Origin of the sequence: Flavobacterium sp., from assembly GCF_965262375.1 — a bacterium.
Taxonomy (GTDB): domain Bacteria; phylum Bacteroidota; class Bacteroidia; order Flavobacteriales; family Flavobacteriaceae; genus Flavobacterium.
This window is the reverse complement of record NZ_OZ253527.1, coordinates 887,021-913,821: the sequence shown is the minus strand read 5'-3', so window position 1 is coordinate 913,821 and position 26,801 is coordinate 887,021. Positions and strand designations below refer to the sequence as shown.

Annotated in this window: 27 protein-coding genes and 1 riboswitch; of the genes, 17 read left to right on the top strand and 10 right to left on the bottom strand. The window is 35.8% G+C overall.

Annotated elements, in window-relative coordinates:
- Positions 1-2: 2 nt before the first annotated feature.
- The 8 genes from ACQY29_RS04215 to fumC form a co-directional block, all read right to left on the bottom strand.
- Positions 3-1,121, bottom strand: a complete 1,119-nt coding sequence (locus ACQY29_RS04215) for a GTP cyclohydrolase (RefSeq protein ID WP_428223997.1) — start codon at positions 1,119-1,121, stop codon at positions 3-5.
- A 5-nt stretch (positions 1,122-1,126) separates the two neighbouring features.
- Entirely contained in the window at positions 1,127-2,194 is a 1,068-nt protein-coding gene (locus tag ACQY29_RS04210) for a transporter (protein WP_428223996.1), read from the bottom strand.
- Positions 2,195-2,336: 142 nt separating this feature from the next.
- The gene (locus ACQY29_RS04205) at positions 2,337-2,873 is read right to left on the bottom strand and encodes a GNAT family N-acetyltransferase (protein WP_428223995.1); all 537 of its coding nucleotides are present in this window, start codon (positions 2,871-2,873) and stop codon (positions 2,337-2,339) included.
- Positions 2,860-3,570, bottom strand: coding sequence for a zinc metallopeptidase (locus ACQY29_RS04200; RefSeq protein WP_428223994.1), 711 nt, complete (start codon positions 3,568-3,570; stop codon positions 2,860-2,862). The genes ACQY29_RS04205 and ACQY29_RS04200 overlap by 14 nt, the downstream gene beginning before the upstream one ends.
- 180 nt (positions 3,571-3,750) lie before the next feature.
- A complete protein-coding gene (locus ACQY29_RS04195; protein WP_428223993.1) occupies positions 3,751-6,678 on the bottom strand; it encodes a leucine--tRNA ligase in 2,928 nt (975 codons plus the stop codon).
- Between the two features lie 80 nt (positions 6,679-6,758).
- Positions 6,759-7,505 (bottom strand): phosphatase PAP2 family protein, encoded by a 747-nt coding sequence (locus ACQY29_RS04190; protein ID WP_428223992.1) that lies wholly within the window; start codon positions 7,503-7,505, stop codon positions 6,759-6,761.
- 2 nt (positions 7,506-7,507) lie between these two features.
- Positions 7,508-8,521 (bottom strand): phosphatase PAP2 family protein, encoded by a 1,014-nt coding sequence (locus tag ACQY29_RS04185; protein WP_428223991.1) that lies wholly within the window; start codon positions 8,519-8,521, stop codon positions 7,508-7,510.
- Positions 8,522-8,606: 85 nt separating this feature from the next.
- The gene (gene fumC, locus ACQY29_RS04180) at positions 8,607-9,992 is read right to left on the bottom strand and encodes a class II fumarate hydratase (protein WP_428223990.1); all 1,386 of its coding nucleotides are present in this window, start codon (positions 9,990-9,992) and stop codon (positions 8,607-8,609) included.
- A 152-nt stretch (positions 9,993-10,144) separates the two neighbouring features.
- Here fumC and ACQY29_RS04175 point away from each other — a divergent pair, with 152 nt between their 5' ends.
- From ACQY29_RS04175 to truB, 4 genes are all read left to right on the top strand, one after another.
- Positions 10,145-11,020 carry a cell division protein FtsX gene (locus ACQY29_RS04175; protein WP_428223989.1) on the top strand — a complete coding sequence of 292 codons (876 nt, stop codon included), beginning with the start codon at positions 10,145-10,147 and terminating at the stop codon, positions 11,018-11,020.
- 73 nt (positions 11,021-11,093) lie between these two features.
- A complete protein-coding gene (locus ACQY29_RS04170) occupies positions 11,094-11,324 on the top strand; it encodes a DUF3098 domain-containing protein (RefSeq protein WP_428223988.1) in 231 nt (76 codons plus the stop codon).
- 69 nt (positions 11,325-11,393) lie between these two features.
- Entirely contained in the window at positions 11,394-12,203 is an 810-nt protein-coding gene (locus tag ACQY29_RS04165; RefSeq protein ID WP_428223987.1) for an undecaprenyl-diphosphate phosphatase, read from the top strand.
- A gap of 6 nt (positions 12,204-12,209) precedes the next feature.
- A complete protein-coding gene (gene truB / locus ACQY29_RS04160; protein ID WP_428223986.1) occupies positions 12,210-12,911 on the top strand; it encodes a tRNA pseudouridine(55) synthase TruB in 702 nt (233 codons plus the stop codon).
- 147 nt (positions 12,912-13,058) lie between these two features.
- Here the strand turns inward: truB and ACQY29_RS04155 are convergent, their stop codons facing one another.
- Entirely contained in the window at positions 13,059-13,682 is a 624-nt protein-coding gene (locus tag ACQY29_RS04155; protein WP_428223985.1) for a thioredoxin family protein, read from the bottom strand.
- A 157-nt stretch (positions 13,683-13,839) separates the two neighbouring features.
- Here ACQY29_RS04155 and ACQY29_RS04150 point away from each other — a divergent pair, with 157 nt between their 5' ends.
- From ACQY29_RS04150 to ACQY29_RS04125, 6 genes are all read left to right on the top strand, one after another.
- Positions 13,840-14,406, top strand: a complete 567-nt coding sequence (locus ACQY29_RS04150; protein ID WP_428223984.1) for a DNA-3-methyladenine glycosylase I — start codon at positions 13,840-13,842, stop codon at positions 14,404-14,406.
- A gap of 53 nt (positions 14,407-14,459) precedes the next feature.
- Complete coding sequence (locus tag ACQY29_RS04145; RefSeq protein WP_428223983.1) at positions 14,460-14,789, top strand: hypothetical protein; 330 nt, start codon at positions 14,460-14,462, stop codon at positions 14,787-14,789.
- A 134-nt stretch (positions 14,790-14,923) separates the two neighbouring features.
- On the top strand, positions 14,924-15,199 hold the full coding sequence (locus ACQY29_RS04140; protein WP_428223982.1) for a DUF4834 family protein: 276 nt from the start codon (positions 14,924-14,926) through the stop codon (positions 15,197-15,199).
- A 93-nt stretch (positions 15,200-15,292) separates the two neighbouring features.
- On the top strand, positions 15,293-17,701 hold the full coding sequence (locus tag ACQY29_RS04135) for a YfhO family protein (RefSeq protein ID WP_428225869.1): 2,409 nt from the start codon (positions 15,293-15,295) through the stop codon (positions 17,699-17,701).
- Between the two features lie 76 nt (positions 17,702-17,777).
- Positions 17,778-18,077, top strand: coding sequence for a fluoride efflux transporter CrcB (crcB, locus tag ACQY29_RS04130; protein ID WP_428223981.1), 300 nt, complete (start codon positions 17,778-17,780; stop codon positions 18,075-18,077).
- A gap of 45 nt (positions 18,078-18,122) precedes the next feature.
- Positions 18,123-19,412, top strand: a complete 1,290-nt coding sequence (locus ACQY29_RS04125) for a glycosyltransferase family 4 protein (protein ID WP_428223980.1) — start codon at positions 18,123-18,125, stop codon at positions 19,410-19,412.
- Between the two features lie 53 nt (positions 19,413-19,465).
- Here the strand turns inward: ACQY29_RS04125 and ACQY29_RS04120 are convergent, their stop codons facing one another.
- Positions 19,466-20,461 (bottom strand): NAD(P)H-dependent glycerol-3-phosphate dehydrogenase, encoded by a 996-nt coding sequence (locus tag ACQY29_RS04120; protein WP_428223979.1) that lies wholly within the window; start codon positions 20,459-20,461, stop codon positions 19,466-19,468.
- Positions 20,462-20,639: 178 nt separating this feature from the next.
- Here ACQY29_RS04120 and ACQY29_RS04115 point away from each other — a divergent pair, with 178 nt between their 5' ends.
- The 7 genes from ACQY29_RS04115 to ACQY29_RS04085 all read left to right on the top strand — a co-directional run bounded on the left by ACQY29_RS04115 (position 20,640) and on the right by ACQY29_RS04085 (position 26,774).
- Entirely contained in the window at positions 20,640-21,536 is an 897-nt protein-coding gene (locus tag ACQY29_RS04115) for a nicotinic acid mononucleotide adenyltransferase (RefSeq protein WP_428223978.1), read from the top strand.
- A gap of 196 nt (positions 21,537-21,732) precedes the next feature.
- Positions 21,733-21,827: riboswitch (TPP riboswitch) on the top strand.
- 57 nt (positions 21,828-21,884) lie between these two features.
- Complete coding sequence (gene thiS / locus ACQY29_RS04110) at positions 21,885-22,091, top strand: sulfur carrier protein ThiS (protein WP_428223977.1); 207 nt, start codon at positions 21,885-21,887, stop codon at positions 22,089-22,091.
- A 66-nt stretch (positions 22,092-22,157) separates the two neighbouring features.
- Positions 22,158-23,972: a phosphomethylpyrimidine synthase ThiC gene (gene thiC / locus ACQY29_RS04105; RefSeq protein ID WP_428223976.1), complete on the top strand. Its 1,815-nt coding sequence runs from the start codon at positions 22,158-22,160 to the stop codon at positions 23,970-23,972.
- 134 nt (positions 23,973-24,106) lie between these two features.
- Complete coding sequence (locus ACQY29_RS04100; RefSeq protein WP_428223975.1) at positions 24,107-24,682, top strand: thiamine phosphate synthase; 576 nt, start codon at positions 24,107-24,109, stop codon at positions 24,680-24,682.
- Complete coding sequence (locus tag ACQY29_RS04095; RefSeq protein ID WP_428223974.1) at positions 24,640-25,401, top strand: hydroxymethylpyrimidine/phosphomethylpyrimidine kinase; 762 nt, start codon at positions 24,640-24,642, stop codon at positions 25,399-25,401. The genes ACQY29_RS04100 and ACQY29_RS04095 overlap by 43 nt, the downstream gene beginning before the upstream one ends.
- Positions 25,391-26,023, top strand: a complete 633-nt coding sequence (thiE, locus tag ACQY29_RS04090; RefSeq protein WP_428223973.1) for a thiamine phosphate synthase — start codon at positions 25,391-25,393, stop codon at positions 26,021-26,023. The genes ACQY29_RS04095 and thiE overlap by 11 nt, the downstream gene beginning before the upstream one ends.
- Complete coding sequence (locus tag ACQY29_RS04085; RefSeq protein ID WP_428223972.1) at positions 26,016-26,774, top strand: thiazole synthase; 759 nt, start codon at positions 26,016-26,018, stop codon at positions 26,772-26,774. Before thiE ends, ACQY29_RS04085 begins: the two co-directional genes overlap by 8 nt.
- Positions 26,775-26,801 lie beyond the last annotated feature (27 nt).

Below are 26,801 nucleotides of genomic sequence, written 5' to 3'. Positions count from 1 at the left end.
CTCTAAATTGCTTTACTAAATGTACATCTCTTTTTATGTATAATTGGACTAAAATTTTTCCAAAGATTATGAATCGCATGATTTTCTTCTAATTCAGGAGTACGGATACACTTCGTAATCCCTTTCTTTTCAAAAACCTTATAATATTCATCAAAAACAACCGCTGTGACTCCTTTACTTTGATATTCAGGGGCAATGCCAATCAAATAAAAAACAGCCTCTTTATTGTTCTTTTTTGCATCCAGCATTTTCAAAAATCCAAATGGGAATAACTTACCTTTTATTTGTTGTTGTGCTTTAGCGTAATTAGGCATAACTATAGCAAAGGCGATAATATTTTTATCCTTATCTTCAACAAACTTAATATACTCAGGATTAATAAATGGAATGTATTTTTTCTTAAAATATTCAATTTGATTAGGACTAACGGCTACAAATGACTGCAATTTCGCGTAAGTATCATTAAACAAGGCAAACATAGCATCTACATAAGGCACTATGGCTTTAGTAGATGTAAAATTAATAGGCGTTAATTCATATCTAGCTTTAATCAATTGTGCTGCTTTGGCAATAGGCGCATGAGGTATATTTTCAAAAGGGAATTCACTTTCAATATATTTTTTCTCAACTTTTAAACCTAAGGATTCGAAATGGGTAGTATAATATGGCCAATTGTACCATCCAATCGCTGTGGATACTTCTTCAAAACCTTCAGTCAAGCAACCTACTTTATCTAAATTAGAAAAACCCATAGGGCCTTCTATATGATCCATAGCATTGCGCTTCCCAAGTTGTACAACTTTATCTAACAAAGCACGTGTAACCTCAATATCGTCAATAACATCAAACCAACCGAAACGGGTTTTTCTTTTCCCTAATTGTTCAACCTCAGCCCAATTAATAATGGCTACGATTCTACCTACAATTTCATTGTTCTTGTAAGCCAAATAAAAATAAGCCTCTGCATTTTCAAAGACTGGATTTTTAGTTTTGTCAAAAGTTTCAAGATCATCGCTAATCAATGAAGGCACCCAATACGGATTATCTTTATATAATTTGAAAGGAAATTTAACAAACTCCTTTAATAATTTTTTTGAATTTACTTCAACAATTGTAATCATACTCATTAATTTCCTGAATCAAGATCATCTACACGTTTTTTCTTCTCTTCAACAGGCTTCACTTCTTCAACAGGATTATTTTTTTGGTTCTTAAGTCGTTTCTTTTCAGCTTTATCGGCAGCCTTTTGCAATTCTTCTTCCGATAGCACACCTGATTTAGATTTGGCATTTCTAGCTTTCTTTTGCTCTTTGGTTTCTTTTCCTTCTTTTATTGGCTTATCTTCATGTTTTTTGTCTAAACGCCAAGAAACCCCCAAACCACCATATAATAAATCAGGAGTATTTTTAATATTTTTACTGATTGAAGCATCTAGTTGTAAGTTATTCTTTAACAAATAAGTGGCTCCAGCGGTAAAAATACCATCTGAATAGTAATCGCCTTTAATCCCTCTGTTCTCAACAAAAGCAGACCATTTATCATTCAAGCCATAAGTAGCGGTTACTACATAGCCGTAATTAAATGTTTTAGATGCAATTTTATCTGCTACTAAATTCGTAACAATAACCAAGCCTGGTACTATGTGTTGCTGTGCAATCACAACAATTTTTGGAGAAAAAGTAGATTCACCATCAATACTGTATTCGTTATTCATAGTATAATTTAGACCCGCGTAAGCAGAAACAGCAGGAATCAATCGTTTCCATCTAAATTTATGATTTGCACGCCAGCTGTAAATATTTGGTTTCTCATCAGCTTTTTTAAAGGGATCATAAACTAAATATTTAGCACCCAAAGTTGTTTGACGCAGTCCATTTCTTTGCTTTGAAAAAAATTCTGTTACATAAGTATCCCTTTGATATTGGAGATCCAAATTAACTTCAAATTGTTCCTTCCATAAACCATATCTAGCTGTCAAATCTATACCAAAACCATTAGCATCATAACCTATTAGCTTGTGGTTTTCATGACTCAAATAAAAACCAGATTCGAGTTGGAACACCTTTTTTCCTACCGAGAATGCCCCAGCAGAATTACCAGGTCGATTCGTATTAATTTCGTCCGTAAATTGTCCATGCATTTGACTAAACAGCAAGCAAGAACCGATACTGAACATTGTTTTAATAAAGTTCATACTATTTTGATTAATGGGGATCATAAAATAAAAACGCAAAGTAGCTGTTTCTATTTCATTCAACCAAAAATACACAAATTATTATTGAAATGGGAGGTGCAACAAAAACAAATCGATAAGAAAATAGTGTTTATACTGAGATCTAATTGTTGTGTATATAAAACCAATGATGAGGAATACCATCATGGATGAAAACTTCCTTCCATTGAAAACCAACTTTTTCCAGTACTTTTCTAGAATTCAAATTCTCACAATCACAAATAGCATAAAGACTGTCTGTAGTCAAATTAGCAAAAGCATAAGCTATCAAGGAACGAGAGGTTTCTGTCGCTATCCCTTTACCCCAATGTGTTTCTAAAAACCGATATCCTAATTCATGAAAATGCAGCTGATTGTTGATAGGCTCGGTAATCCATTTGAAACCTGCCCATCCCACAAAAGCATCTGATTCCTTTTCTATCACAGCCCAGCGCGCAATACCGTTTGCGGCGTATTGCTTTTGCAAATTTTCAATCCGATTTATAATTTCGCTTTTGGTTACAACGCGAGTGTTCCCAACATATTTTTGAACCTCAGGATTACTATCTAATTCAAAAAAAGCATCTACGTCCGTTAGCAAAACTTCTCGTAAAATAAAGCGTTCGGTTTCTAGTTTAATCCTGCTACTATTCTTCATCATTACCTCTCCTACCAAAAACTTGCATTGCCCAATACAACATAGAAGCTACCGCTCCAATTGCCGCCACTAAATAGGTTCTCGCAGCCCATTTTAAAGCATCTTCCGCCCCTGCATATTCTTGTTGTCCTAACATATTTTTGTTTTTAAACCATGCCAAAGCACGATTACTAGCATCGTATTCTACAGGTAGTGTGATTAATGAAAACACCGTTGCCACAGCCATTAATGCCAAACCTATAATTGCTACGATATACCCCAAAGAAAGCCCTTTTGCTGCAATTCCTAAAATTAATCCTCCCATAATCAACCATTGCGACAAACTTGAAGAAACATTTACCATAGGCACTAGTTTCGAACGCATGGTCAACCACTGATAAGCTTGTGCATGTTGTACCGCATGACCTACCTCGTGTGCTGCTACGGCTGCCGCTGCGGCATTACGCTGATTATAAACCGCTTCTGATAAATTGACGGTTTTATCTACAGGATTGTAATGGTCTGTCAAACGTCCAGGGGTTGAAATCACACGCACATCACGAATGCCATGGTCGTCCAACATTTTTTGGGCTATTTCCGCTCCACTCATGCCATTGCGCAATTGTACTCTCGAATAAAAATCAAATTTGCTTTGCAAACGTTGGCTTACCAACATACTTACCAAGGCAATCCCTCCTAATAAAATATAATAACCGAACATATTTTTTAATTTTTAGTTGTATATAAATTTACAAATTTTGAACCATTTTTTTGGGATGTCAAAATGACATTAAATGTTTACTATTATACTCCATATTCTTGAAAAAGTTACAATTATACAACCATAAAAAAAGAGCCTCCCAAATGGAAAGCTCTTTTAAAATATTAAATCGTATAAAAATTATCCCACCAAGTTAATAATTTTTCCTGGTACAATAATTACATTTTTAGGTGTACGTCCTTGTAATTGTGCTTGGGTACGCTCATCTTTCATGATGATTTCTTCGATTTGCGCTGCGGTTAAATCCAAAGGCAATTCGATTTTGAAACGCATTTTCCCATTGAAGGAAACAGGATATTCTTTACTGCTTTCTACTAAATATTTTTCTTCGAATTTAGGGAAAGGTTGTTGAGAAATACCTTTGTAATCTTTCAATTCTTCAATTTTTAAATCTTTCAATCCTAGCCATAACTCCTCAGCAATGTGTGGCGCATACGGAGAAACTAAAACAGCCAAAGGCTCAAGTATCGCACGGTGATGGCATTTTTGTTGTGCTAATTCATTCACACAAATCATAAACTGCGATACCGATGTATTGAAAGAAAAATTCTCGATATCTTCCGTTACTTTTTTGATGGTTTTATGCAACGATTTGTACATCTCTGCCGTAGGTTCATCGTTGGTAATTACAGCACCATTATCATCAAAATACAAACGCCATAATTTTTTCAAGAAACCATACACTCCCGTAATACCCGCCGTATTCCAAGGTTTCGCTTGCTCTAATGGCCCTAAGAACATTTCGTATAAACGTAAGGTATCCGCTCCGTATTCATTACAAATGTCATCTGGATTTACTACGTTGTATTTCGATTTCGACATTTTTTCGACTTCGCGACCTACGATATAAGCCCCATCCGACTTCCCCGAAGGGGAAGAGACTGGTGCGTATACCTCACCATTTTCTAAAACATATGTTGCGTCTTTATAATCCGCATATAAAGGATGCGCTTTGAATTTTTCAATATCTAATTCGTTGGTGATGTCATTAATACAAGATAAGTCCACATGAATCGGATGAACCTTTTTATCTTTTATTAATCCTTTTGAATATAGAGTTTTGGAATCTTCACTTCTATACACAAAAGCACTCATCCCCAAAATCATCCCTTGGTTAATCAATTTTTTGAATGGTTCTTCAGTAGGGGCAAAACCTCTGTCTTTTAGGAATTTATTCCAAAAACGAGAGTACAGTAAGTGTCCTGTTGCGTGTTCGCTACCGCCTATGTATAAGTCTACATTTTCCCAATATTTTAAAGCCTCTTCGCTTGCAAATTCGTTTTCATTAGACGCATCCATATATCGCATCCAGTACCAAGACGACCCTGCCCAACCTGGCATGGTGTTTAACTCTAACGGGAAAACTTTCACGTTATCTATTAACTGATTACTAACCACTGAACACTGAACACTATCCCAAGCCCAAACTGTTGCATTTCCTAAAGGCGGTTGCCCATCTTCTGTTGGCAAATATTTTTCAACTTCTGGTAAAACAATTGGCAAATGTTTCGCATCAATCATTTGTGGCAAACCATTTACGTAATACACAGGGAAGGGTTCACCCCAATAACGTTGACGCGAGAAAACCGCATCACGTAAACGGTAGTTTACTTTTTTAGCACCTACACCTATAGCCTCTAATTCAGTAATGACTTTAGTAGTAGCTTCTTTATACTCTAATCCATTTAAAAAATCAGATTCTACCAATTCGAATCCCGTTTTTTCTGTAAAAGGTTGTTCTGAAATATCGTGATTGAATATGTTTTTGATAGGAATATCAAAATGTTTAGCAAAAGCATAATCACGGTCGTCTCCACAAGGCACCGCCATTACTGCTCCTGTTCCATACCCTGCCAATACATAATCACCAATCCAAACTGGGATAGGCTCTTTTGTAAAAGGATGTTCCGCATACGCTCCTGTAAATACCCCTGAAATAGTTTTTACATCCGCCATACGCTCTCTTTCCGAACGTTTAGCAGTCGCTTCGATATAAGCCACTACCGCATCCTTTTGTTCTGGCGTAGTTATTTGCAATACCAATTCGTGTTCTGGCGCCAATGTCATAAAACTTACCCCAAAAATAGTATCAGGGCGAGTGGTGAATACTTCAATATAATTTTGTTGTCGGTTATCAGTTATCGCTTCATCCACTGACGACTGAGAACTGAAAACTGAAAACTTAACAGTAGCTCCTACACTTTTCCCAATCCAGTTACGTTGCGATTCTTTCAACGATTCCGTCCAATCGATAGTGTCTAAACCTTGTAACAAACGCTCCGCATAAGCAGAAATTCGCATCGACCATTGGGTCATTTTTTTACGAATCACTGGATGTCCACCACGTTCCGAAACACCATTTACGATTTCGTCATTTGCCAAAACAGTACCTAAAGCAGGACACCAGTTTACTTCGGTTTCGGCTAAATAAGTTAGTCTATACTGTAAAAGTATTTTCTGTTGCTCTTCTGATGAAAAAGCGTTCCACTCTGCAGCAGTAAAAGGTGCAATATTGTCATCACATACCGCATTTACATTGGCATTTCCTTCTTTTTCAAAAAAGGCAATCAACGTACTAATAGCTTCTGCTTTATCACTTGAAATATTATACCAAGAATTGAACAATTGGATAAAAATCCATTGGGTATGCTTATAATAATCAGGATTTGACGTGCGTACCTCTCTATCCCAATCGAAGGAGAAACCAATTTTGTCTAACTGCTCTCGATAACGCGTAATATTTTCACGAGTAGTATTTTCAGGATGTTGTCCTGTTTGAATGGCATATTGTTCCGCTGGTAAGCCAAACGAATCGTACCCTTGAGGGTGCAAAACATTAAACCCTTGGTGACGTTTGTATCGTGCTACAATATCAGAGGCAATGTATCCTAGAGGATGCCCCACATGCAATCCTGCTCCAGATGGATAAGGAAACATGTCTAACACATAATATTTTGGTTTATCTGAGGTGTTCTGAGCAGCAAACGTTTTGTTTGTTGCCCAATATTGTTGCCATTTGGCTTCGATTTCGTTGTGAAAATACTTCATGCTAATTTGCTATCAATATTTATTATTATCTCTTATTTAATTGAATATGGCTTCTTCTAAAACGGTTTAAAAGAAGTAACTTATTTGAATTTTCCTACCCATCCTATTCCGTAGATTTTGTCATTAATAATAGGATAAGTTATAGAGGAAATTCTTTTATGTTGTTTTTTTGCATCCCATTGCAATGGACTCCAATAGTGTACGACCAAAGCCGTGGCCATTCCGATACCAGCACCCGCAGCAACATCTCCAGGCCAATGACGCGTATTTGCCACACGCAATACACCCGTGGCAACGGCAAAAACAAAACCAGAAGAAGCGAACCATTTGTTACTATCTTTATACTCTAAATAATGTATCATCGCATTGTTAAAAGCTGTTGCGGTATGACCAGAAGGAAAAGAATTAGCTGCAGAACCATCAGGACGAACGTCTTTAATTGTATTTTTAAGTCCATAGACTATTCCGCCAATCATTAAGTTAGAAACAAGTTCATTCGTAACCATTTGAGCATACCCATGTTTCGATTGAAAACCTAAACTATTTCCAAGTAAGGTTTCACTGATAGGAACAAACTGCAAATAATCGTCTATACGTGTATGAAAATCGGCTCCAAAAGTATTGTCTTTTAATTGTAACAGATCTGCACGCCAAGCAGGATTACGTAATACCAAACCAGCTGCTATACAAGTAGTAGGAATTATCATTTTTTTAAGCGTTAATTTATCGCTTGAACGTGCAACACTTATACTATCTTGTTGTTGGCCTCTACTTAAATGACAAAATAGTCCGAGGCAGATGATTTGAATCAAAAAAAAATTTTTCATTTCTAGAAAGTTAAATTCAAGCCTAACAATTTATAATCTCTAATTTGAGAACCTGTTATATGCAAATCATATTTCTTTTCTCTAAACGAAGCAGCATTGGTTTTTACTTCTTTAAAGCGATTTCTTGCTATGTTTTTTCCAGAAAAATAACCAACTAACAACGCTAAGGGATAATCTGAAGCCCAATGTACTTCACTTTGCATCATTTGAAAACACATCCCCGCAATAAGCGTATACCCTACAGGTTTTATCCATTTATATTCTGGATAATTAGTAGCAATAACTGTTAATCCAGACATAATAGTGGTTAAGTGTCCCGAAGGCATAGCATCATAATGAGGTGTACTTTTAGCATAAGCAGCAAAACTTGGAAAAGGGTTCCAATCGCCTCCTGGATGTCCATTTTCTCGGGCAATAAATGGACTTTCACGTCCTGTAACTCTTTTTAAGAACTGTACATATACCCCCGAAACCGCCATACTTTCAATTAACCCACTGGCGGTAGCTTGTGCTCTGTAGTTATTAGCTAACAAACCATAAGTGACAAATCCAGTACTTAATAAAATAACTGTGGTACCATTGCCTACTAGATACAGTCCCGAACCAAAATCTTTAGGTATATTTTGTAAAGGGCCAAATTTGCCATAGGTATTATCAGGCCCCATTCCTAGTTGATCTGCAAATTTTCTGGAATTATCCGTCAGCGATTGATCAATAGGAATTAAAGCAGCAGTACTAGCTATAGCCCCACCCAAATACCATGCGTGATCTTGCGCTACAAAGTCCTTGGCCGTTGCTATAAAATCTTTTGGAATATGAGTAACCATATCCAAAATACGAGGGCGTTCATAAATACGAACGGTATTAGCATCAATAGAAACCTTTTGAATCTTTAAAGAACTATTGAATTTTTCCTTGAGCGTGTCAGCTTTTATGATCTGTAAAGAATCTACTGATTGAGCATAATTTACTGTAGCAATACCAATAAAAAAAATGCTTAAAAACCTTCGTAACATAAATCTTTTTAAAAACAGCAACAAATTTACATTATATTATAAGAAACTCGAAACTTTGTAGCGTATTTAAGTCGAAAACATAGGTTTAAATCATATCTTCTGGTTTAACCCAATCGTCAAATTCTGTTGCAGTTATATAACCTAATCGTATTGCCTCTTCTTTTAGTGTGGTACCATTCTTATGTGCCGCTTGTGCTATTTCAGCTGATTTGTAGTAACCAATTTTTGCGTTCAATGCAGTTACTAACATGAGTGAATTATTCAAAAGTTGTTGAATACGTGCGTAATTAGGACTGATGCCTTGAACACAATGTGTATCAAACGAAGTACATGCATTTCCTAACAAAAGAGCGGATTCTAGTATATTTACAGCCATCAGTGGTTTATATACATTCAGTTCTAATTGTCCTTGCATACCACCAATAGTTAGGGCTACATCATTGCCCATAACCTGAGCGCAAACCATAGTAAGCGCCTCACATTGTGTAGGATTCACTTTTCCAGGCATAATAGAAGACCCCGGTTCATTTTCAGGAAGTAAAATTTCACTAATGCCTGAACGTGGTCCTGAAGCTAGTAGTCGCAAGTCATTGGCTATTTTATGTAATGATACGGCTAATTGTTTTAAGGCTCCATGAGTTTCAACGATGGCATCATGAGCTGCTAAGGCTTCAAATTTGTTGGGTGCGGTTTGAAAAGTGTATCCTGTAAATTTTGATATATATTTCGCTACTTTTACATCAAACCTTTTGGGGGCATTGAGCCCTGTACCCACAGCTGTACCCCCCATTGCAAGATGAGACAAATGAGGAAGTGTGTTTCGTAAACTTTTCAATCCATAATCCAACTGAGCTACATAGCCTGAAAACTCCTGTCCTAATGTCAATGGGGTTGCATCCATTAAATGTGTTCTTCCTATTTTCACAATTGAAGCAAATGCAATGGATTTATTTTGAAGTGAATTTCGTAACTTTTCTATACTTGGAATCGTAGTTTCCATAATTCGTTTATAAGCTGCAATATGCATACTTGTAGGGAATGTATCATTAGATGATTGTGATTTGTTCACATCATCGTTAGAATGGAGTAATTGCGGAGTTTCGCCTATTTTTAATCCAGCAAGTACTTGTGCTCTATTAGCAATAACTTCATTCACATTCATATTGGTTTGTGTACCTGAGCCTGTTTGCCAAATCACTAAAGGGAAATGCTCATTCAAGTCTCCGGCTAAAATTTCATCGCATACCTCACAAATTGCATTTTTTTTCTCTGCTGTTAATACACCCAAATCAAAATTTGCGTGAGCGGCTGCTTTTTTTAAATAAGCAAAGCCTTCAATAATCTCAATAGGCATAGAAGCGCTTCTGCCTATTTTAAAATTATTTCTAGAGCGCTCCGTTTGTGCGCCCCAATACTTGTCTGCTGGAACATTTACTATACCTAATGTATCTTTTTCAATTCGATATTCCATGTTTGAGCAGTTTGAATAGTATCGTAATAAACAATGAAAACAAAAACATCTTATAAATTTACGTTATATTATAAGAAACATGAAACTTTGCACGTTAATTAAGAGTAAATAAAAAAATTCTTTGTTATTTTTACCCCAAATAATTTTGTAGTATGAGTTCATCATTTGATAAATTTCAAAAACGTCGATTAATTACATCTTACCTTTCAGTTGTTGTAAGTGTAGGATTAGTTCTATTTATGTTAGGTCTTTTAGCCTTATTCATAGTAAATGCGAAAAAACTATCGGATGATTTTAAAGAAGGTATTACCATGACCGTTTTCTTTAAAGATGACGCTAAGGATACCACACTTACGAAATATGGCGATATGCTTAAAACTGCAAAATTTGCAAAAAACTATGTGTTTGTTTCTAAAGAACAAGCGGCAAAAGAACATGAAAAAACCCTAGGTGAAAATTTTACCGAATTTTTAGGTTTGAATCCGTTGAAAAATTCATTTGATATTCATTTACGCGCAGATTATGTAGAAAACGATTCTGTGGCTAAAGTAGAAAGACAATTACGTGAAAATCCATTAGTAGCTGATATTTTCTATGATAAACAATTAGTAAAAATGGTGAATGAGAACGTTAAAAAAGCCAGTATGTGGGTGTTAATTATCAGTGGATTCTTAACTGTTATTGCGGTATTATTAATCAACAGTTCATTGCGTTTATCAATATATGCTAACCGTTTTATCATTAAAACCATGCAAATGGTGGGAGCTACAAAGGCTTTTATTAGAAAACCATTTATCTGGAGAAGCGTAAAATTAGGTATGATTGGTGCTGGTTTAGCCATAGTGTCCTTGTTAGCTGTTTTATTCTATGTGGATAGTATTTGGCCAACATTGGGTGTGTTTAATGATATGTTTTCAATTTTCTTGATTTTGATTGGTGTTTTTGGAATAGGAGTTTTAATCACTTGGTTAAGCACTCACTTTGCTACCCAACGTTTCTTGAACTTAAGAACTGACGATTTATATTAATTTTAGATTATTGATTTCAAGGGATAAATCCTTAATCTCCGGCATCTAAAATCTAAAGTCTAAAATTTATTTTATGGAAAATAATAAACAAGAATTTCTTTTTGAGAAAGTAAATTATAAATTTTTATTAATTGGTATCGCGGTTATTGCCTTGGGATTCATCTTGATGGCAGGGGGTGGTAGCGATAATCCTAATGTTTTTAACCCTGAAATTTTCAGCTTCAGAAGAATTCGATTAGCACCTACGGTAGTCCTGATGGGTTTCGGAATTACAATTTATTCAATATTTAAAAAGAATAAGTAAAAAGTGATTAGTAATTAGTGAATAGTGTATTGACTAATTACTAATCACTCTTCACTAATTACTCAAAAAATGGATTTACTCAAAGCAATACTCATTGCCATTGTAGAAGGTTTAACAGAATATTTACCTGTTTCTTCAACGGCGCACATGATTTTTACAAGTTCTTTTTTCGGCATCCAAGAAGATGATTTTGTAAAATTATTTCAAGTTTCTATACAGTTTGGAGCGATACTCGCCGTGGTTTTTTTGTATTGGAAAAAGTTTTTCGATTTCACTAAAATTAACTTTTATATCAAATTAGCTTGTGCAGTTATGCCTGCTCTTGTTTTAGGGAAACTTTTTGATGATAAAATAGAAGCGGTTTTAGAAAAACCTGTACCTATTGCAATAGTTTTAATTGTTGGGGGGATAGTTTTACTATTTATCGATAATTTTTTCAAAAATAGCACCATCACAAAAGAAGAAGATATTAGCATCAAAAAAGCAGTGACTATAGGTTTTTGGCAATGTTTAGCCATGATGCCAGGGACAAGTCGTAGTGCGGCTTCTATCATTGGAGGGATGCAACAAGGACTAACGCGTCATACCGCTGCTGAATTTTCATTCTTTTTAGCAGTTCCTACCATGATGGCGGTTACCTGTTATTCGGTTTTCTTGAAAACATACGAGCATACCCAAATGAAAGGCTATGAATTAATCCTACAATCTCAAGATACTATTACCATGTTTTTAGTAGGTAATGTTGTGGCTTTTATCGTAGCGGTATTGGCAATCAAATTTTTCATAGGCATCATCAAGCAATACGGGTTTAAACCTTGGGGTTGGTACCGAATTATTGCTGGAACCTTATTATTGATTTATTTTTCAGTTATTAAATAAATAGCTTTGTATACAAAAGAAGATATATTAAACGGTCAGATTTTAGTCATTGACAAGCCGTTAACTTGGAGTTCTTTTCAAGCCGTTAACAAATTAAAGTACGTACTTAAAAACCGTTTGGATTTGCCTAAAAAATTCAAAATTGGTCATGCAGGTACTTTAGACCCATTAGCAACAGGGCTTTTAATTGTTTGTACTGGAAAATATACCAAAAGGATTCCAGAGCTGATGGGACAAACCAAAGAATATACTGGTACCATTCATGTAGGAGCAACTACCCCTTCGTATGACTTGGAAACTGAAATAGACGCAACTTTCCCTACCGAGCATATAACCGAAGATTTGATACATAAAACGGTGGAGCAATTCCTAGGTGAAATTGAACAAAAGCCACCCGTATTTTCTGCCCTTAAAAAAGATGGAAAACGTTTGTATGAACATGCGCGCGCGGGTGAAGAAGTTGAAATAGAAGCTAGAAAAACCACCATTTACCAATTTGAAATTACCCGTATTGCATTACCTGAAATTGATTTTAGGGTAAGTTGTAGTAAAGGAACGTATATTCGCTCATTAGCTTATGATTTTGGACTAGCCTTACAATCTGGGGCGCATCTTACAGCATTGAGACGTACTAAAAGTGGTGATTTTTCAGTAGAAAATGGTTTAACACCCGAAGCTTTTGCTGCTTTGATCCCGAATAGAGAATAAAAAAACTCTATTAACGTTGACTTCAAATTAATAGCTCTGAATTCTCAACTATTTTAACAATACGATATATTAGAAGAGCTGATTTAGACAAAAAATAAAAGCCGATTGCGAAATTTCACAATCGGCTCTATTCATTATAGTGGTCGGTTATATTTTTTGGTGTATTAATTCTTCAATATGCACCATGATGGTAGCTAATTCATCCATCGTACTGTGTCCTTTATCGTGCAAATACCACAATTGCAATTCTGTTTTAGCCGTTTGGTCTACCACACCGTATTGTGCTTTATAACTTTTAATAAGATTCGTTGCACCTTCTGGTCTAGGTCCCCAAATTCCTTTAAGCTCATTATGTCCTTTGTCTAGAATAATCACTTTGGGTATTGAACGACTACCATTGGTTAAAAAACAACTCATCAAGGGATCATTGGCATCTCTAAACACCATTCGCAAATCAATTTTATCGGTAACGGAGCTCATTTTAAATAGAATGGGTGCGATTTGGGCTACATCGCCACACCATCCTTCAGCCAAAACCAACCAAATGTATTCTTTTTCTAAATTCTTTAATTTATTTGTAATTTCTTCAGGCACTTGCAACGTTTTATCCAAACGGTTCATACGCGTTTGATTTAATTGACTGTAATACAAATGATCTTCGGATTGGTCATCACCAGAAGATTTACTTTGTGCTAATAAATCAGCAACAACTTTTCGATACTCTAAATAAGAGTAACTATTTAGTAAACCTTGAGCAATTTCTGTTTTCATAAAAGTTAATTAGTTTTTTTTTTATTGATTTACAACTACTTAATAGCTATTAAATTACAAAAATCAAATCAAAAAGCATAGTCTTTAGGAAATAAATTCTTGTTTGCGTAAATTTATAGGGAAATATATTACAACTCTGTAACAAAAATCACATAAGATGGAAAAAAAGCGCTGTGACTGGTGTGAAAAAGATGATTTATACCGTAACTACCATGATAATGAATGGGGTAAACCGGTATATGACGACCCTACAATATTCGAATTTTTAATTTTAGAAACCTTTCAAGCAGGTTTAAGCTGGTATACCATTTTATCTAAAAGAGAAAATTTTAGAAAAGCATTTGAAAATTTCGATGTAAATAAAGTATCACAATTTTCAGATGCCAAACTTGAAAGTCTTATGCAAGATGCGGGTATCATCAGAAATAAACTCAAAATAAAAGCTGCCGTGACTAATGCACAAGCATTTATCAAAATACAAGAAGAATTCGGGTGTTTTTCAAAATATATTTGGGGTTTTGTGGGAGGCAAACCTATAGATAACCAACCTACAGACCTAAAAGATGTACCCGCAACAACGGAAATATCAGATGTATTAAGCAAAGACTTAAAAAAAAGAGGGTTTAAGTTTGTAGGTTCTACCGTGGTTTATGCACATATGCAGGCAACGGGAATGGTAAACGATCATGTGGAAGATTGTTGGACGCGAACCCATAAATTATAATTATATTTAAAAGTTTAAAAACTGCTTATTTTTATTTTGTATTCAATGGCTTATTGGGTTTTTTACTGATTGTAATTACACCAATAGGAATCCGAAATTATATTCCTATTCTTTTTGGATGTGCCACTTTTGTCATTTTTGGGATCAATGCAAATGGATACTGGTATAAATTTAGCAAAGAACCTGAAATTTTTAAAAACAATGAAGTCCCCTTTGGTTACAATAAGGGGAAGTTAGTACAATTTACCACCATTTTCGAAGATGATACATTCAAAAACATATCAGATAAAGAACTCTATAAACGCTATCTTGATTTAAAAACCTATGGGCTTTTAGTAATATATGCTTTTTTACAACCTTTTTTTAGCCCTTTTTCTAATTAAAACCAAGCCTTTATTTTAGAACTAACAAGTTAGACATTAAACAAATGACAAAATTGTTAATAATTTCAGAAGGTTTATAAAAACATTTGGAAGACTTACTTAAATTGGGGTATTTTTGAAAAAATTTGTAACTCATGCAAGAAGCCTCATTAGTTGGATTAGTCAAAAATATTATTTGGATTATTGGCGTGTACTATTTCATTAAGATTGTTGCAAAATTACTCATGCCCATTTTAATGCGAAAGGTGGTGGAAAAAGCACAAAATAACTTTAACCGTCAGTATCAACAAAACACTTATAATACGGGTCAAACCGCTTATAACCAAGAACCTGAAAAACAACCTAAAGATTTTTCAAAACCCACTAAACAGGTTGGGGAATACGTAGATTTTGAAGAAATAAAAGAATAGTCTCTGAATTACTTCTAAGCAAAAAACTAAAATCAGATATCTAAAATCTAAATTTTGGTTATCTTCACACCTTCATTTTATCAAGCCAATTTTATGGACAAATTAAAACGTTTTTATCCGCACTTACTAGCGTTAGTTGGTTTTGTGCTAATATCGTTGATTTATTTTTATCCTGTGTTAAGCGGAAAGAAAATTCTGCAATCGGATATTGTACAATATAAAGCAACTGCCAAAGAATTAATTGATTATAGAGAAAAGACAGGGGAAGAAACCTATTGGTCAAACAGTGCTTTTGGAGGGATGCCTACCTACCAGTTAGGGGCACATTACCCCCACAATTATATCAAAAAAGTAGACGAAGCCCTTCGTTTTTTACCACGTCCAGCGGATTACTTGTTTTTATACTTCGTTGGTTTTTACATACTGTTATTAGCCTTACGCATTGATCCTTTAAAAGCCTTTTTCGGCGCATTGGCCTTTGGTTTTTCAACTTATATGATTGTGATTTTAGGTGTTGGGCACAATGCTAAAGCGCATGCCATAGCGTATATGCCAATGGTTGTGGCTGGGGTAGTGCTCGTTTTTCAAAAAAGATGGATTATTGGAGGTTTGCTAACCATGTTGGCGGCGGCTCTGGAATTGAATGCTAACCACTTTCAGATGACCTATTATCTGTTGATTTTCTTATTGGTTCTAACGGTTTATTTTATTTATAAAGCTATTAAAGAAAATGATTTAAAAGAACTGATCTATAGTTTTGGCATTTTTGTGGTTACAGGAATGGTTGCCGTTGGGGTAAATGCTACAGGAATTTTAGCTACTCAAGAATATGCAAAAGAAAGTACACGCGGTAAAAATGAATTGACTTACACCCCTGATGGTAAAAAAGCAACTTCAGACTCTTCGATGACGTACGATTATATTACAGAATACAGTTATGGCTTGGCTGAAAGTTTCAACTTATTATCTCCTCGAATTTTTGGGGGTTCTAATAGTGAAAACTTAGGAACTAAATCGGCGATGTATGAATTTGTACTTTCACAAGACGTTCCAGAAGACCAAGCTAAGGAAATTGTAAAAGGCTTACCAACCTATTGGGGCGACCAGCCTATTGTTGCTGCTCCTGCGTATATAGGTGCTATAGTGTTTTTCTTGGCTGTATTAGCTTTGTTTGTCGATAAACGCAAAATTAAATATGCTTTTTTAGCAGGAGCTATCGTTTCTTTGGTACTTTCATGGGGTAAAAATTTCCCTTTATTAACCGACTTTTTTATTAATTACGTGCCTTTATACAACAAGTTCCGTGCGGTTTCTTCTATTCAAGTCGTATTAGAAATGTGTATGCCAGTATTAGCTATTTTAGGCTTGCAAGCCTTTTTTAAAGCCGATGCTAATGAGCAAAAACAAGGTTTACTAAAAGCTTTAGGCACTTCAATTGGTATATTAGTATTGTTATTGCTTGGTAAATCTGCTTTTAGTTTTGCAGGTTCGGGTGATGGTTATTTCATACAGACTTATGGGCCCGAGTTTATCGATGCATTAAAAGAAGATAGAAAATCTTTATATACATCAGATTTATTGCGTTCTATACTATTGATTGCTCTTGCAGGGGGAACATTGTTCTTAACTTTTAAAAATACTATTTCCAAGCAAGCAGGTACCCTAGTGGTTGGATTATTAATGGTAGCCGATTTGTTTTTGATTGCTAAAAACTATGTCAATGCCTCTGATTTCACCAATGCAAGTGAAGTAGATACTCCGTTTGTAATGGCTCCTTTTGATGAAATGATTTTGAAAGACAAATCTTATTATAGAGTTTTTGAGGTATCACCTAATGTCATGAGTGACCCACGTGCGTCGTATTTTCATAAATCAATTGGAGGGTATCATGCGGCTAAGCCAAAAGCGATGCAGGAATTGTTTGATTATCAAATTGCTAAAAACAACATTGAAGTATTGAACATGCTTAATGTGAAGTATTTGATTCAAAAAAATGAAAAAGGAGAACAGTTTCCAGTTCAAAATACTGAAGCGAATGGCAACGCTTGGTTTGTGAAATCGATTAAAACGGTAGCAACGGCAGATGAAGAAATGAAGTCTTTAGACCATATAAAATCTAAAGAAGTGGCTATTTATCGTCGAGCGGAAGCTACAAAAGGTACTTTCGGTGTTATTGGTGCCGATGCAAATGCCTTTATAAAATTAACCTCGTATAAGCCAGATGCTTTAGTTTACCAAGCTTCGAATAGCCAAAATGGGTTTGCCGTTTTCTCGGAGATGTATTACGGAAAAGGTTGGAATGCTTATATTGATGGAAAATTAACCGACCACTACCGTGTGGATTACGCTTTGAGAGGTTTACCAATTCCTGCGGGTAAACATACTATAGCATTCAAGTTTGAGCCTCAAGTGGTTAAAACAGGAAGTATGATTGCACTCGTTAGTTTTATATTGATGTTAGGATTAATTGGCGGTGGAATTTATTTGTTAAGAAAAAAGTAAGCTGAAAAATATTTTTTACATAGCATTAGGAGGCGGGTTAGGTAGCGTGTTGCGTTATCTAACCGCTTTGTTTTGTATGCGTTTTGCTTTTAATTTCCCATTAGGAACATGGATCGTTAATTGCATCGGATGTTTATTCATTGGAATGTTTTTTGGTTTTTTTGAAAAGAACACCCATTTGAATCCTGATTTAAAATTCTTTTTTATTACGGGATTATGCGGAGGGTTTACCACTTTTTCTACTTTTTCCATTGAAAATGTCCAATTGATGCAAAATAATCAATTCGGTTTGGCTTTTCTTTATACTGGTTTGAGTGTCGTATTAGGATTCAGCTTGACTTTTTTAGGGCTTTTTATAAGTAAAAATTTGATTTAAAATAAGGAACACTTAAGGTTTACTTAAAGTGTTATATTGTAATATATGGTTTCGAATACAAAAAAAGTACTAATCATAACGTATTATTGGCCCCCAGCTGGAGGACCAGGGGTGCAACGTTGGTTAAAGTTTGTGAAATATCTGCCTGAGTTTGGGGTAAATCCAGTGGTTTACATCCCTGAAAACCCAACCTATCCGTTGGTAGATACACAACTGCAAGAAACCTTATCCAATAAAGTTGCAATTCTCAAAAAACCGATTACAGAACCGTATGCTTGGGCTTCCTTTTTGTCCAAACAAAATGCGAATAAAATGAGTTCCGGGATTATTCCTGCCCAAAAAAAACAATCGTTCGTTCAAAAAATGATGCTTTGGGTAAGAGGAAACTTGTTTATCCCTGATGCGCGCGTGTTGTGGGTAAAACCATCGATAGCTTTTTTGGAAAAATACATACAAGAAAATCAAATAGAAACGGTAATTACTACTGGACCGCCTCATAGTTTGCATTTGATAGGATTGGGATTAAAAGCCAAGTGTAACATCAAATGGATAGCCGATTTTAGAGACCCATGGACAACCATAGGCTATCATAAAGCGTTAAAACTGACGAAGAAATCGGCACAAAAACACAAAGACTTGGAGTCACAAGTTTTGAATACTGCCGATGCGTTATTGGTTACAAGTCCCACCACTAAAAAAGAATTTGAAGCCATAACATCGAAACCCATTCACGTTATAACAAATGGATACGATGTTGAAAAGGTTGTAAAAGAACCATTGGACGAAAAGTTCACTTTAGCGCATATAGGTTCGTTTTTGTCTGATAGGAATCCGCAAATACTATGGCAAGTCTTGCAAGAATTAGTAACGGAAAACGCTGCGTTCAAGCAAGATTTTGAATTAAAATTAATAGGTGCAACCAGTCAAGAAGTCTTAGCTTCTATTGAGAAGTATCAATTAGCTAGTTATGTAAATAATTTAGGCTATGTTTCGCATCAAGATGCTGTGGTACACCAACGTAAATCTCAAGTACTATTACTTATCGAAATTGATTCAGAAGAAACCAAGAGTATTATCCCTGGTAAAGTTTTTGAATATATCGTTTCTGAGCGACCTATCGTGGCGATTGGCCCTAAGGATTCTGATTTTGCTTCGATTATTACGCGTACGAATACGGGACAATTTTTTACATATTTAGAAAAAGACCCCTTAAAAAACTCTATTTTGCAATTGTATCAAAGTTATCAAAATGGTAATTTAAAAGTACATGCAGTAGGTTTACAACAGTATTCTAGAAAGAAATTGACGGAGACATTAGTTGAAATAATAAAATAACCCATTTGACTAAATAAAAAAAGCCCAAATGAGAAATCGTTTGGGCTTTTATATTAATCTAACTTTTCAGTTAGTTTTTTAAATACTTTTTTAGCTTCTTTATTTTCGTATAACACTTGATAAACAGCATCCAAAATAGGTGTCTTAGCTTTATATTCTTGATTTAAATTCCAAGCACTTTTAGTAGCATAATATCCTTCTGCAACCATACTCATTTCCATTTGAGCAGATTTAACCGTGTAGCCTTTTCCAATCATATTACCAAACATACGGTTTCTTGAAAATACAGAATAACCCGTAACTAACAAATCACCCAGGTAAGCCGAATTATTAATATTACGTTTCATTCGATGTACTTGCTTTATGAAACGCTTCATTTCACGTATAGCATTACTCATCAAAACAGCCTGAAAATTATCACCATAACCAAGACCATGAGCAATACCAGCAGCAATAGAATAAATATTTTTCAGTACAGCGGCATATTCAGTACCTACAATATCATCTGAAGTTTTCGTTTTAATATAATAACTCGAAAGATTATCCGCTACAACCTTAGCTTTTTGTAAGTCACCACAAGCAATTGTTAAATACGAAAGACGTTCTAAAGCTACTTCTTCTGCATGACATGGTCCTGTAATAACGCCAATATTCTCATAAGGAATATGATATTGATTATGAAAATGCTCACCAACGATTAAACTACTTTCTGGAACAATTCCTTTAATAGCAGAAAAAATCACTTTACCTTCTAACGATTCCGTCATTTTTTCAAGTTCTGTACTTAAGAAAGCAGAAGGAATGGCAAAAATTACAAAATCTGCATCTTTTACAGCAACATTTATATCATTGGTTAATTGTAATTTATTAATATCAAAAGCTACAGAGCTCAAATAATTCGGATTATGCTTGTGCAATTTAAGATGCTCTAAAGCATAAATACTTCTCATGTACCATGCAACTTCGTTAACATTTTCGCATAACATCTTAACAATAGCAGTAGCCCAGCTACCACCACCTATAACAGCAAATTTGGGTTGTGTATTCATAAAATTTAATTTACCCATGAAACTGCCCATGGGATTTCATTATTAATTTCTAATCAAATCGGAATAAACATTCACATTTAACACAGAAAATATCTAAAAAGAACAGAAAATCAAAGGTACAAAAAAAATGGCACGCATCTTGAATGTCTTTGTTAGGAAACTTTAAATTCTAGAAATTATGAAGACAATAAAACTACTTCTATTAGCTATCATAACTCCATTTATACTAAACTCATGCACTGCCGATGTAATCATTGCCGATGATTATCATTCACACGGAATAAGTTTACCCGAATTAATGGAAAGTTATGATCTATGGTATGTTGATTACGATGCTACAACTGGAACTGGTGATGTACCATTTTTAACCCGAGCTTTCACAATTTCACTTCAAGACGGTCGATTATTCGCAAACAACAATCTTTCTGGCATAGGCACAACGGGTAACGGTTTTGGCATACGCATAGGCTCTTATGGATATTATCCTAATTCTATACGATTTTATCATGATGTATATGGCACCTTTGAATTAGAAGTGATTCAAATAAACAGTAACAAAATTAAGCTGTATAGTCCATCTAAAAATGTAACCTATTATTTAACAGGTTATCAGCGTAACACATTTGATTACAATCGTTTATTCAATGATAACATTCATTATTTCCTACAAGAATATAAGGCATGGGAGAAAGTATACACCAGTCGCATAGGGGCATTGAATGATTTTGATAAAGAAAACTACATCCAATTTATAGCAGGAGGTAATGATAAAAATTTCCGTTCATCAAAAGATTTACGAGGTACTAGCATCAATACTCTCTATTGGGATTTTACAGGTTTGTATGGCATTACGAATACTTCAAATCCGTATCTAAAAAATTTAACACTAGATTATGATTTTTGGAGCAATGAATCCTTCACATTAAGCGTTATTAATGACCATCGTATTCGATTATATCATAATGCAAGTGGAACAACTTACGAATTTGAAGGCAGAGGCTTTATTCAATATATGCGAAATGCTGCCTCTAGAACAAAATCAGATGAAGTAGTAAGAGAAAAGAATACTATTTAATAATAAAAGTTAAGTTAATTACGTTTTGTTTTTGGTGTTTAGTAAAAAGGCGCGCTAGGAGGTAAACTCATGGTGTGCCTTTTGAAGTATTTAGCACTAATCTTTTAATCTTTTAATCTTTTAATCTTTTAATCTTTTAATCTTTTAATCTTTTAATCTTTTAATCTTTTAAATAAAAACAAACTACTATATTTGCCACACACTTTAGGGGTGTCTGCAATGCAGGCTGAGATTTTACCCTTTGAACCTGATCTAGTTCATACTAGCGTAGGGAAAAGTAACGGACTTCTTGTATAGCTTTCTGGCTATACGTGTAGCCATTCCTAAAGTATATCTAATTTATAAGGAATGGAACTCATCATCAACCAAGTACAAAAAACATTTGAGCAAGAAGCACTCACAGTGCAACAATTGCTGGATATTGAATTGCCCGAAAAACAAAAAGGCATCGCCGTCGCCATAGAGCACGAAGTAGTCCCAAAAACTTTATGGGAAACTACTATACTTCATCCTAATCAAAAAATCATCATTATTAAAGCCACCCAAGGGGGATAAAATTTCTGAGTTTAGAATTTAGAAATCAGAAACTTTGAACTTTTCAACCTTAAAATAAAGTAACTTATGGAAAATAAAATCACACGTACGCCTTTCCCTAATTCAAAGAAAGTGTACATATCAGGGGAATTACACGACATACAAGTAGCCATGCGTGAAATTAGCTTGTCGGATACCAAGCTGACCAATGGACAAATAGAACAAAACCCACCCGTAACGGTTTATGATACTTCTGGAGCTTATACCGACCCAAATATCGAGATTGATGTTCGTAAAGGGTTACCACGCTTGCGTGAGCAATGGATTCTAAACCGTAACGATGTAGTTGTTTTGGATGAATTGAGTTCGGAGTATGGAAAACAACGTTTGGAAGATGAAAAATTAGACCCTTTGCGTTTTGAATACCAACACAAACCTAAACGTGCCAAAGAGGGTGCTAATGTGACCCAATTGTATTATGCTAAACAAGGCATCATCACTCCCGAAATGGAGTACATTGCCATTCGTGAAAATCAACGCATCGAACAATTGGAAACGGCTCAAAAAGCTATGCGCTGTCAACATGCAGGAGAAAGTTTTGGAGCAAGAACACCCAAGGGAAAAATCACCCCTGAATTTGTACGAAGCGAAGTGGCTGCTGGCCGTGCAGTAATTCCTAACAACATCAACCATCCAGAAAGCGAACCGATGATTATTGGTCGTAATTTCTTAGTAAAAATCAATGCCAATATTGGTAATTCTGCGGTAACTTCTAGCATAGAGGAAGAAGTAGAAAAAGCCGTTTGGGCATGTCGCTGGGGGGCTGATACCATTATGGATTTATCCACAGGGAAAAATATCCATGAAACCCGCGAATGGATTATTCGTAACTCTCCCGTGCCCATTGGTACCGTGCCTATTTACCAAGCTTTAGAAAAAGTAAAAGGGGTAGCCGAGGATTTAACTTGGGAAATTTTTAGAGATACTTTAATTGAACAATGTGAGCAAGGGGTTTCCTATTTCACTATCCACGCTGGTGTATTATTGCGTTATATCCATTTGACGGCTAACCGTGTAACAGGTATTGTGTCTCGTGGCGGTTCTATTATGGCTAAATGGTGTTTGTTTCACCACAAAGAAAACTTCCTTTACACGCATTTTGAAGACATTTGCCAAATATTAAAACAATACGATGTTGCCTTCTCTTTAGGCGATGGCTTACGTCCAGGTTCAATTGCCGATGCCAATGATGCCGCGCAATTTGCCGAATTAGAAACTTTAGGCGAGTTGACCAAAATTGCATGGAAACACGATGTACAGGTTTTTATTGAAGGACCAGGTCACGTACCGATGCACCTCATCAAAGAAAACATGGAAAAACAATTAGAATGTTGTTCGGAAGCGCCTTTTTACACCTTAGGACCATTAACTACTGATATTGCTCCAGGATACGACCACATTACATCTGGTATTGGAGCTGCAATGATTGGTTGGTACGGTTGTGCCATGTTGTGCTATGTAACACCAAAAGAGCATTTAGGTTTACCCAACAAAAAAGATGTCAAAGATGGAGTGATTACCTACAAAATTGCAGCACATGCCGCCGATTTAGCCAAAGGTCATCCAGGGGCACAATACCGCGACAATGCTTTAAGTAAAGCCCGTTTTGAATTCCGTTGGGAAGACCAGTTTAACCTTTCGTTAGACCCTGATACGGCACGCGAATTCCACGATGAAACTTTACCTGCCGATGCCGCCAAAGTGGCCCACTTCTGCTCGATGTGTGGTCCTAAATTCTGCTCGATGAAAATTTCACAAGAAATTAGAGATACGGCGGTGGAAGAAGGTTTGAAAACTAAATCGGAAGAGTTTATTGAAAGTGGTAAAGAGATTTATGTGTAATAATTTACACCACAGAGAAGCACAAAGAAACTCAGAGATACACAAAATTTCTATGCAAACTTTGTGTGACTCTGTGAAAAAAACTCTGTGAAACTCTGTGTAAAAACTTTGTGTGACTTCGTGAAACTAAAAAAATGATTCTCATTTCAACAGAACATAGTATACAGCATGAAATCCAAACCCTGCATCAGCTATTTGATGCAGGGCTAAGTCATTTTCATATTCGAAAACCGAGTTTCAGTGCGTTAGAAACCAAAAACTATTTGAAGAAAATTGACAAGGCTTTTCATCCGTATTGTGTGGTCTATCACGCGGAATTATTTGAAGATTTTGATTTGAAAGGTCTACATCAAAAAAGCGTTGAAAGAAATGCTGTTTTGATGAAGGAACATCAAAGTTTATCCACCTCAACACATAGTATAGTCGAATTTAACAGCTTAACAGAAACGTATCAATATGCATTTGTAAGTCCCTTATTTCCGAGTATCATCAAAAAAAATTATGAAAGTAAACACCTATTGGAATCCTTAGAAAACAGAACGAATTTCAAAACACAATTGATAGGATTGGGAGGAATTACCCTTAATCATATACCTGAATTATACCAAAAAGTAGATGCTATTGCCTTATTAGGGCATATTTGGATGCATGAAAACCCAGTAAACCAATGGAAAAAATGTCAACAGCTCGTCCTATCGTACTCAGTTTAGCGGGATTTGACCCATCGGCGGGTGCGGGCGTACTGGCTGATATCAAAACTTTTGAAATCCATAAAGTATATGGCTTATCAGTGATTACAGGAAATACGATACAAACTGAAAACCGTTTCTTGAAAATAGAATGGGTAAACACGGATTGGGTTATAGATAGCTTGAAATTTCTATCTGAACAATATCGCGTGGATGCGGTTAAAATCGGCATAGTACCCAACTTAAAAACACTGGATGAATATGTAACTATAATTAGACAGCATTGGCCGAATTGCAAAATAGTATGGGACCCTGTTTTAAAAGCTACAACCGATTTTGAGTTTTTGAAAATAGAAAATGAAATGCTGTATACCCTACTCACAAAAATTGATTTGATTACGCCCAACCATATCGAGTTGGAAACTTTAGTGCCTATAGCAAACACCCATGAAGAAAGAGCTAAACAACTCGCAAAACACACGGCTGTTTTATGGAAAGGCGGTCACAACACCCATCAGCTGGGAACTGATGTGTTATATTACCAAGGGAAACAGTATGTTTTCAAACCAAAAGTTGAAAAAATATTCCCTAAACACGGCTCAGGATGCATACTATCCTCAGCCATTACTTCTCAATTGACCTTGGGAAACTCTTTGACAACAAGTTGTCAACTTGCCAAGGATTTTATTGAACAAACACTAAACACAAACCATACTTTACTTGCTTATTATGTTACCTAAAATACAATTCATCTCGCAAGGAAATTCGCCCGAAGCACAACTCCATTCATTACAAAAAGCATTGGATGCTGGTGTGACTTGGGTGCAATTGCGTTATAAAAATGTAGCCGAAATTGAAGTTTTCCGATTAGCCGAAGAAGTCAAAAAACGTACAGAAAATTATAAAGCCTTGTTAACCATTAACGATTTTTCGGCAGTAGCCAAAGCGGTGGATGCAAACGGTCTGCATTTAGGACTTACTGATGGAAGTATAAACCAAGCGAGAAGCTTGCTGGGCAATGCAAAAATCATAGGTGGAACTGCAAATACCTTGACTGATGTGCAACAACGCATGACGGAAACCTGTGATTATATAGGCTTAGGTCCTTTGCGATTTACAACAACCAAAGCACAATTAAGTCCCGTTTTAGGAGTTGAAGGTTACAAAAACATCCTTACAAGTTTAGACAAACCAGAAAACCTGAAACCCATTTTTGCTATTGGAGGAATAACGGTCGCAGATGTACCTGAATTAATAGAAATAGGACTCTATGGAATTGCGGTTTCAGGATTAATATGCAATGCCGAAAAACCGAATCAAATAGTCACACAACTTAACGAAATATTATACACGTATGCTTAAAATAGGAAGTGCTACCTTCAATTCACGTTTGTTTGTAGGTACAGGCAAATTTGGTTCTAGTCAAGTGATGGAAGAAGCTATCTTGGCATCAGGTTCCGAATTAGTAACGGTGGCCTTGAAACGAGTGGATTTTGAAACAGATACGGATGCTATACTTTCACACCTAAATCATCCGAATATGCAGTTACTGCCCAATACTTCTGGAGCTAGGAATGCTAAGGAAGCTGTTTTTGCGGCGCAATTAGCTCGTGAAGCCATGGAAACGAATTTGATTAAATTAGAAATTCATCCTGACCCAAAGTATTTATTACCCGACCCGATAGAAACACTGAAAGCTACCGAGGAATTGGCTAAACTGGGTTTTGAAGTATATCCGTATATCCATGCTGACCCTGTATTGTGCAAACTGTTAGAAGAAGCAGGAACAATAGCCGTGATGCCATTAGGTTCGCCGATAGGCAGTAACAAAGGGTTGCGCACGATAGATTTTTTAGAAATTATCATTGAACAAAGCAAAGTACCTGTGATAATAGATGCGGGCATAGGTGCGCCAAGTGATGCGGCCAAAGCTATGGAACTGGGCGCTGATGCGGTTTTAGTGAACACCGCTATGGCGGTGGCTGGAAATCCGGTAGCCATGGCACAAGCTTTTAAAGAAGCGGTTCTGGCTGGACGTAGAGCTTTTGAAGCACAATTAGGAAGCCCGTTGTTGCATGCGGAAGCTTCAAGTCCGTTGACTTCATTCTTGTAGGGACTTAGACCTAACAGGTCTTTGAGA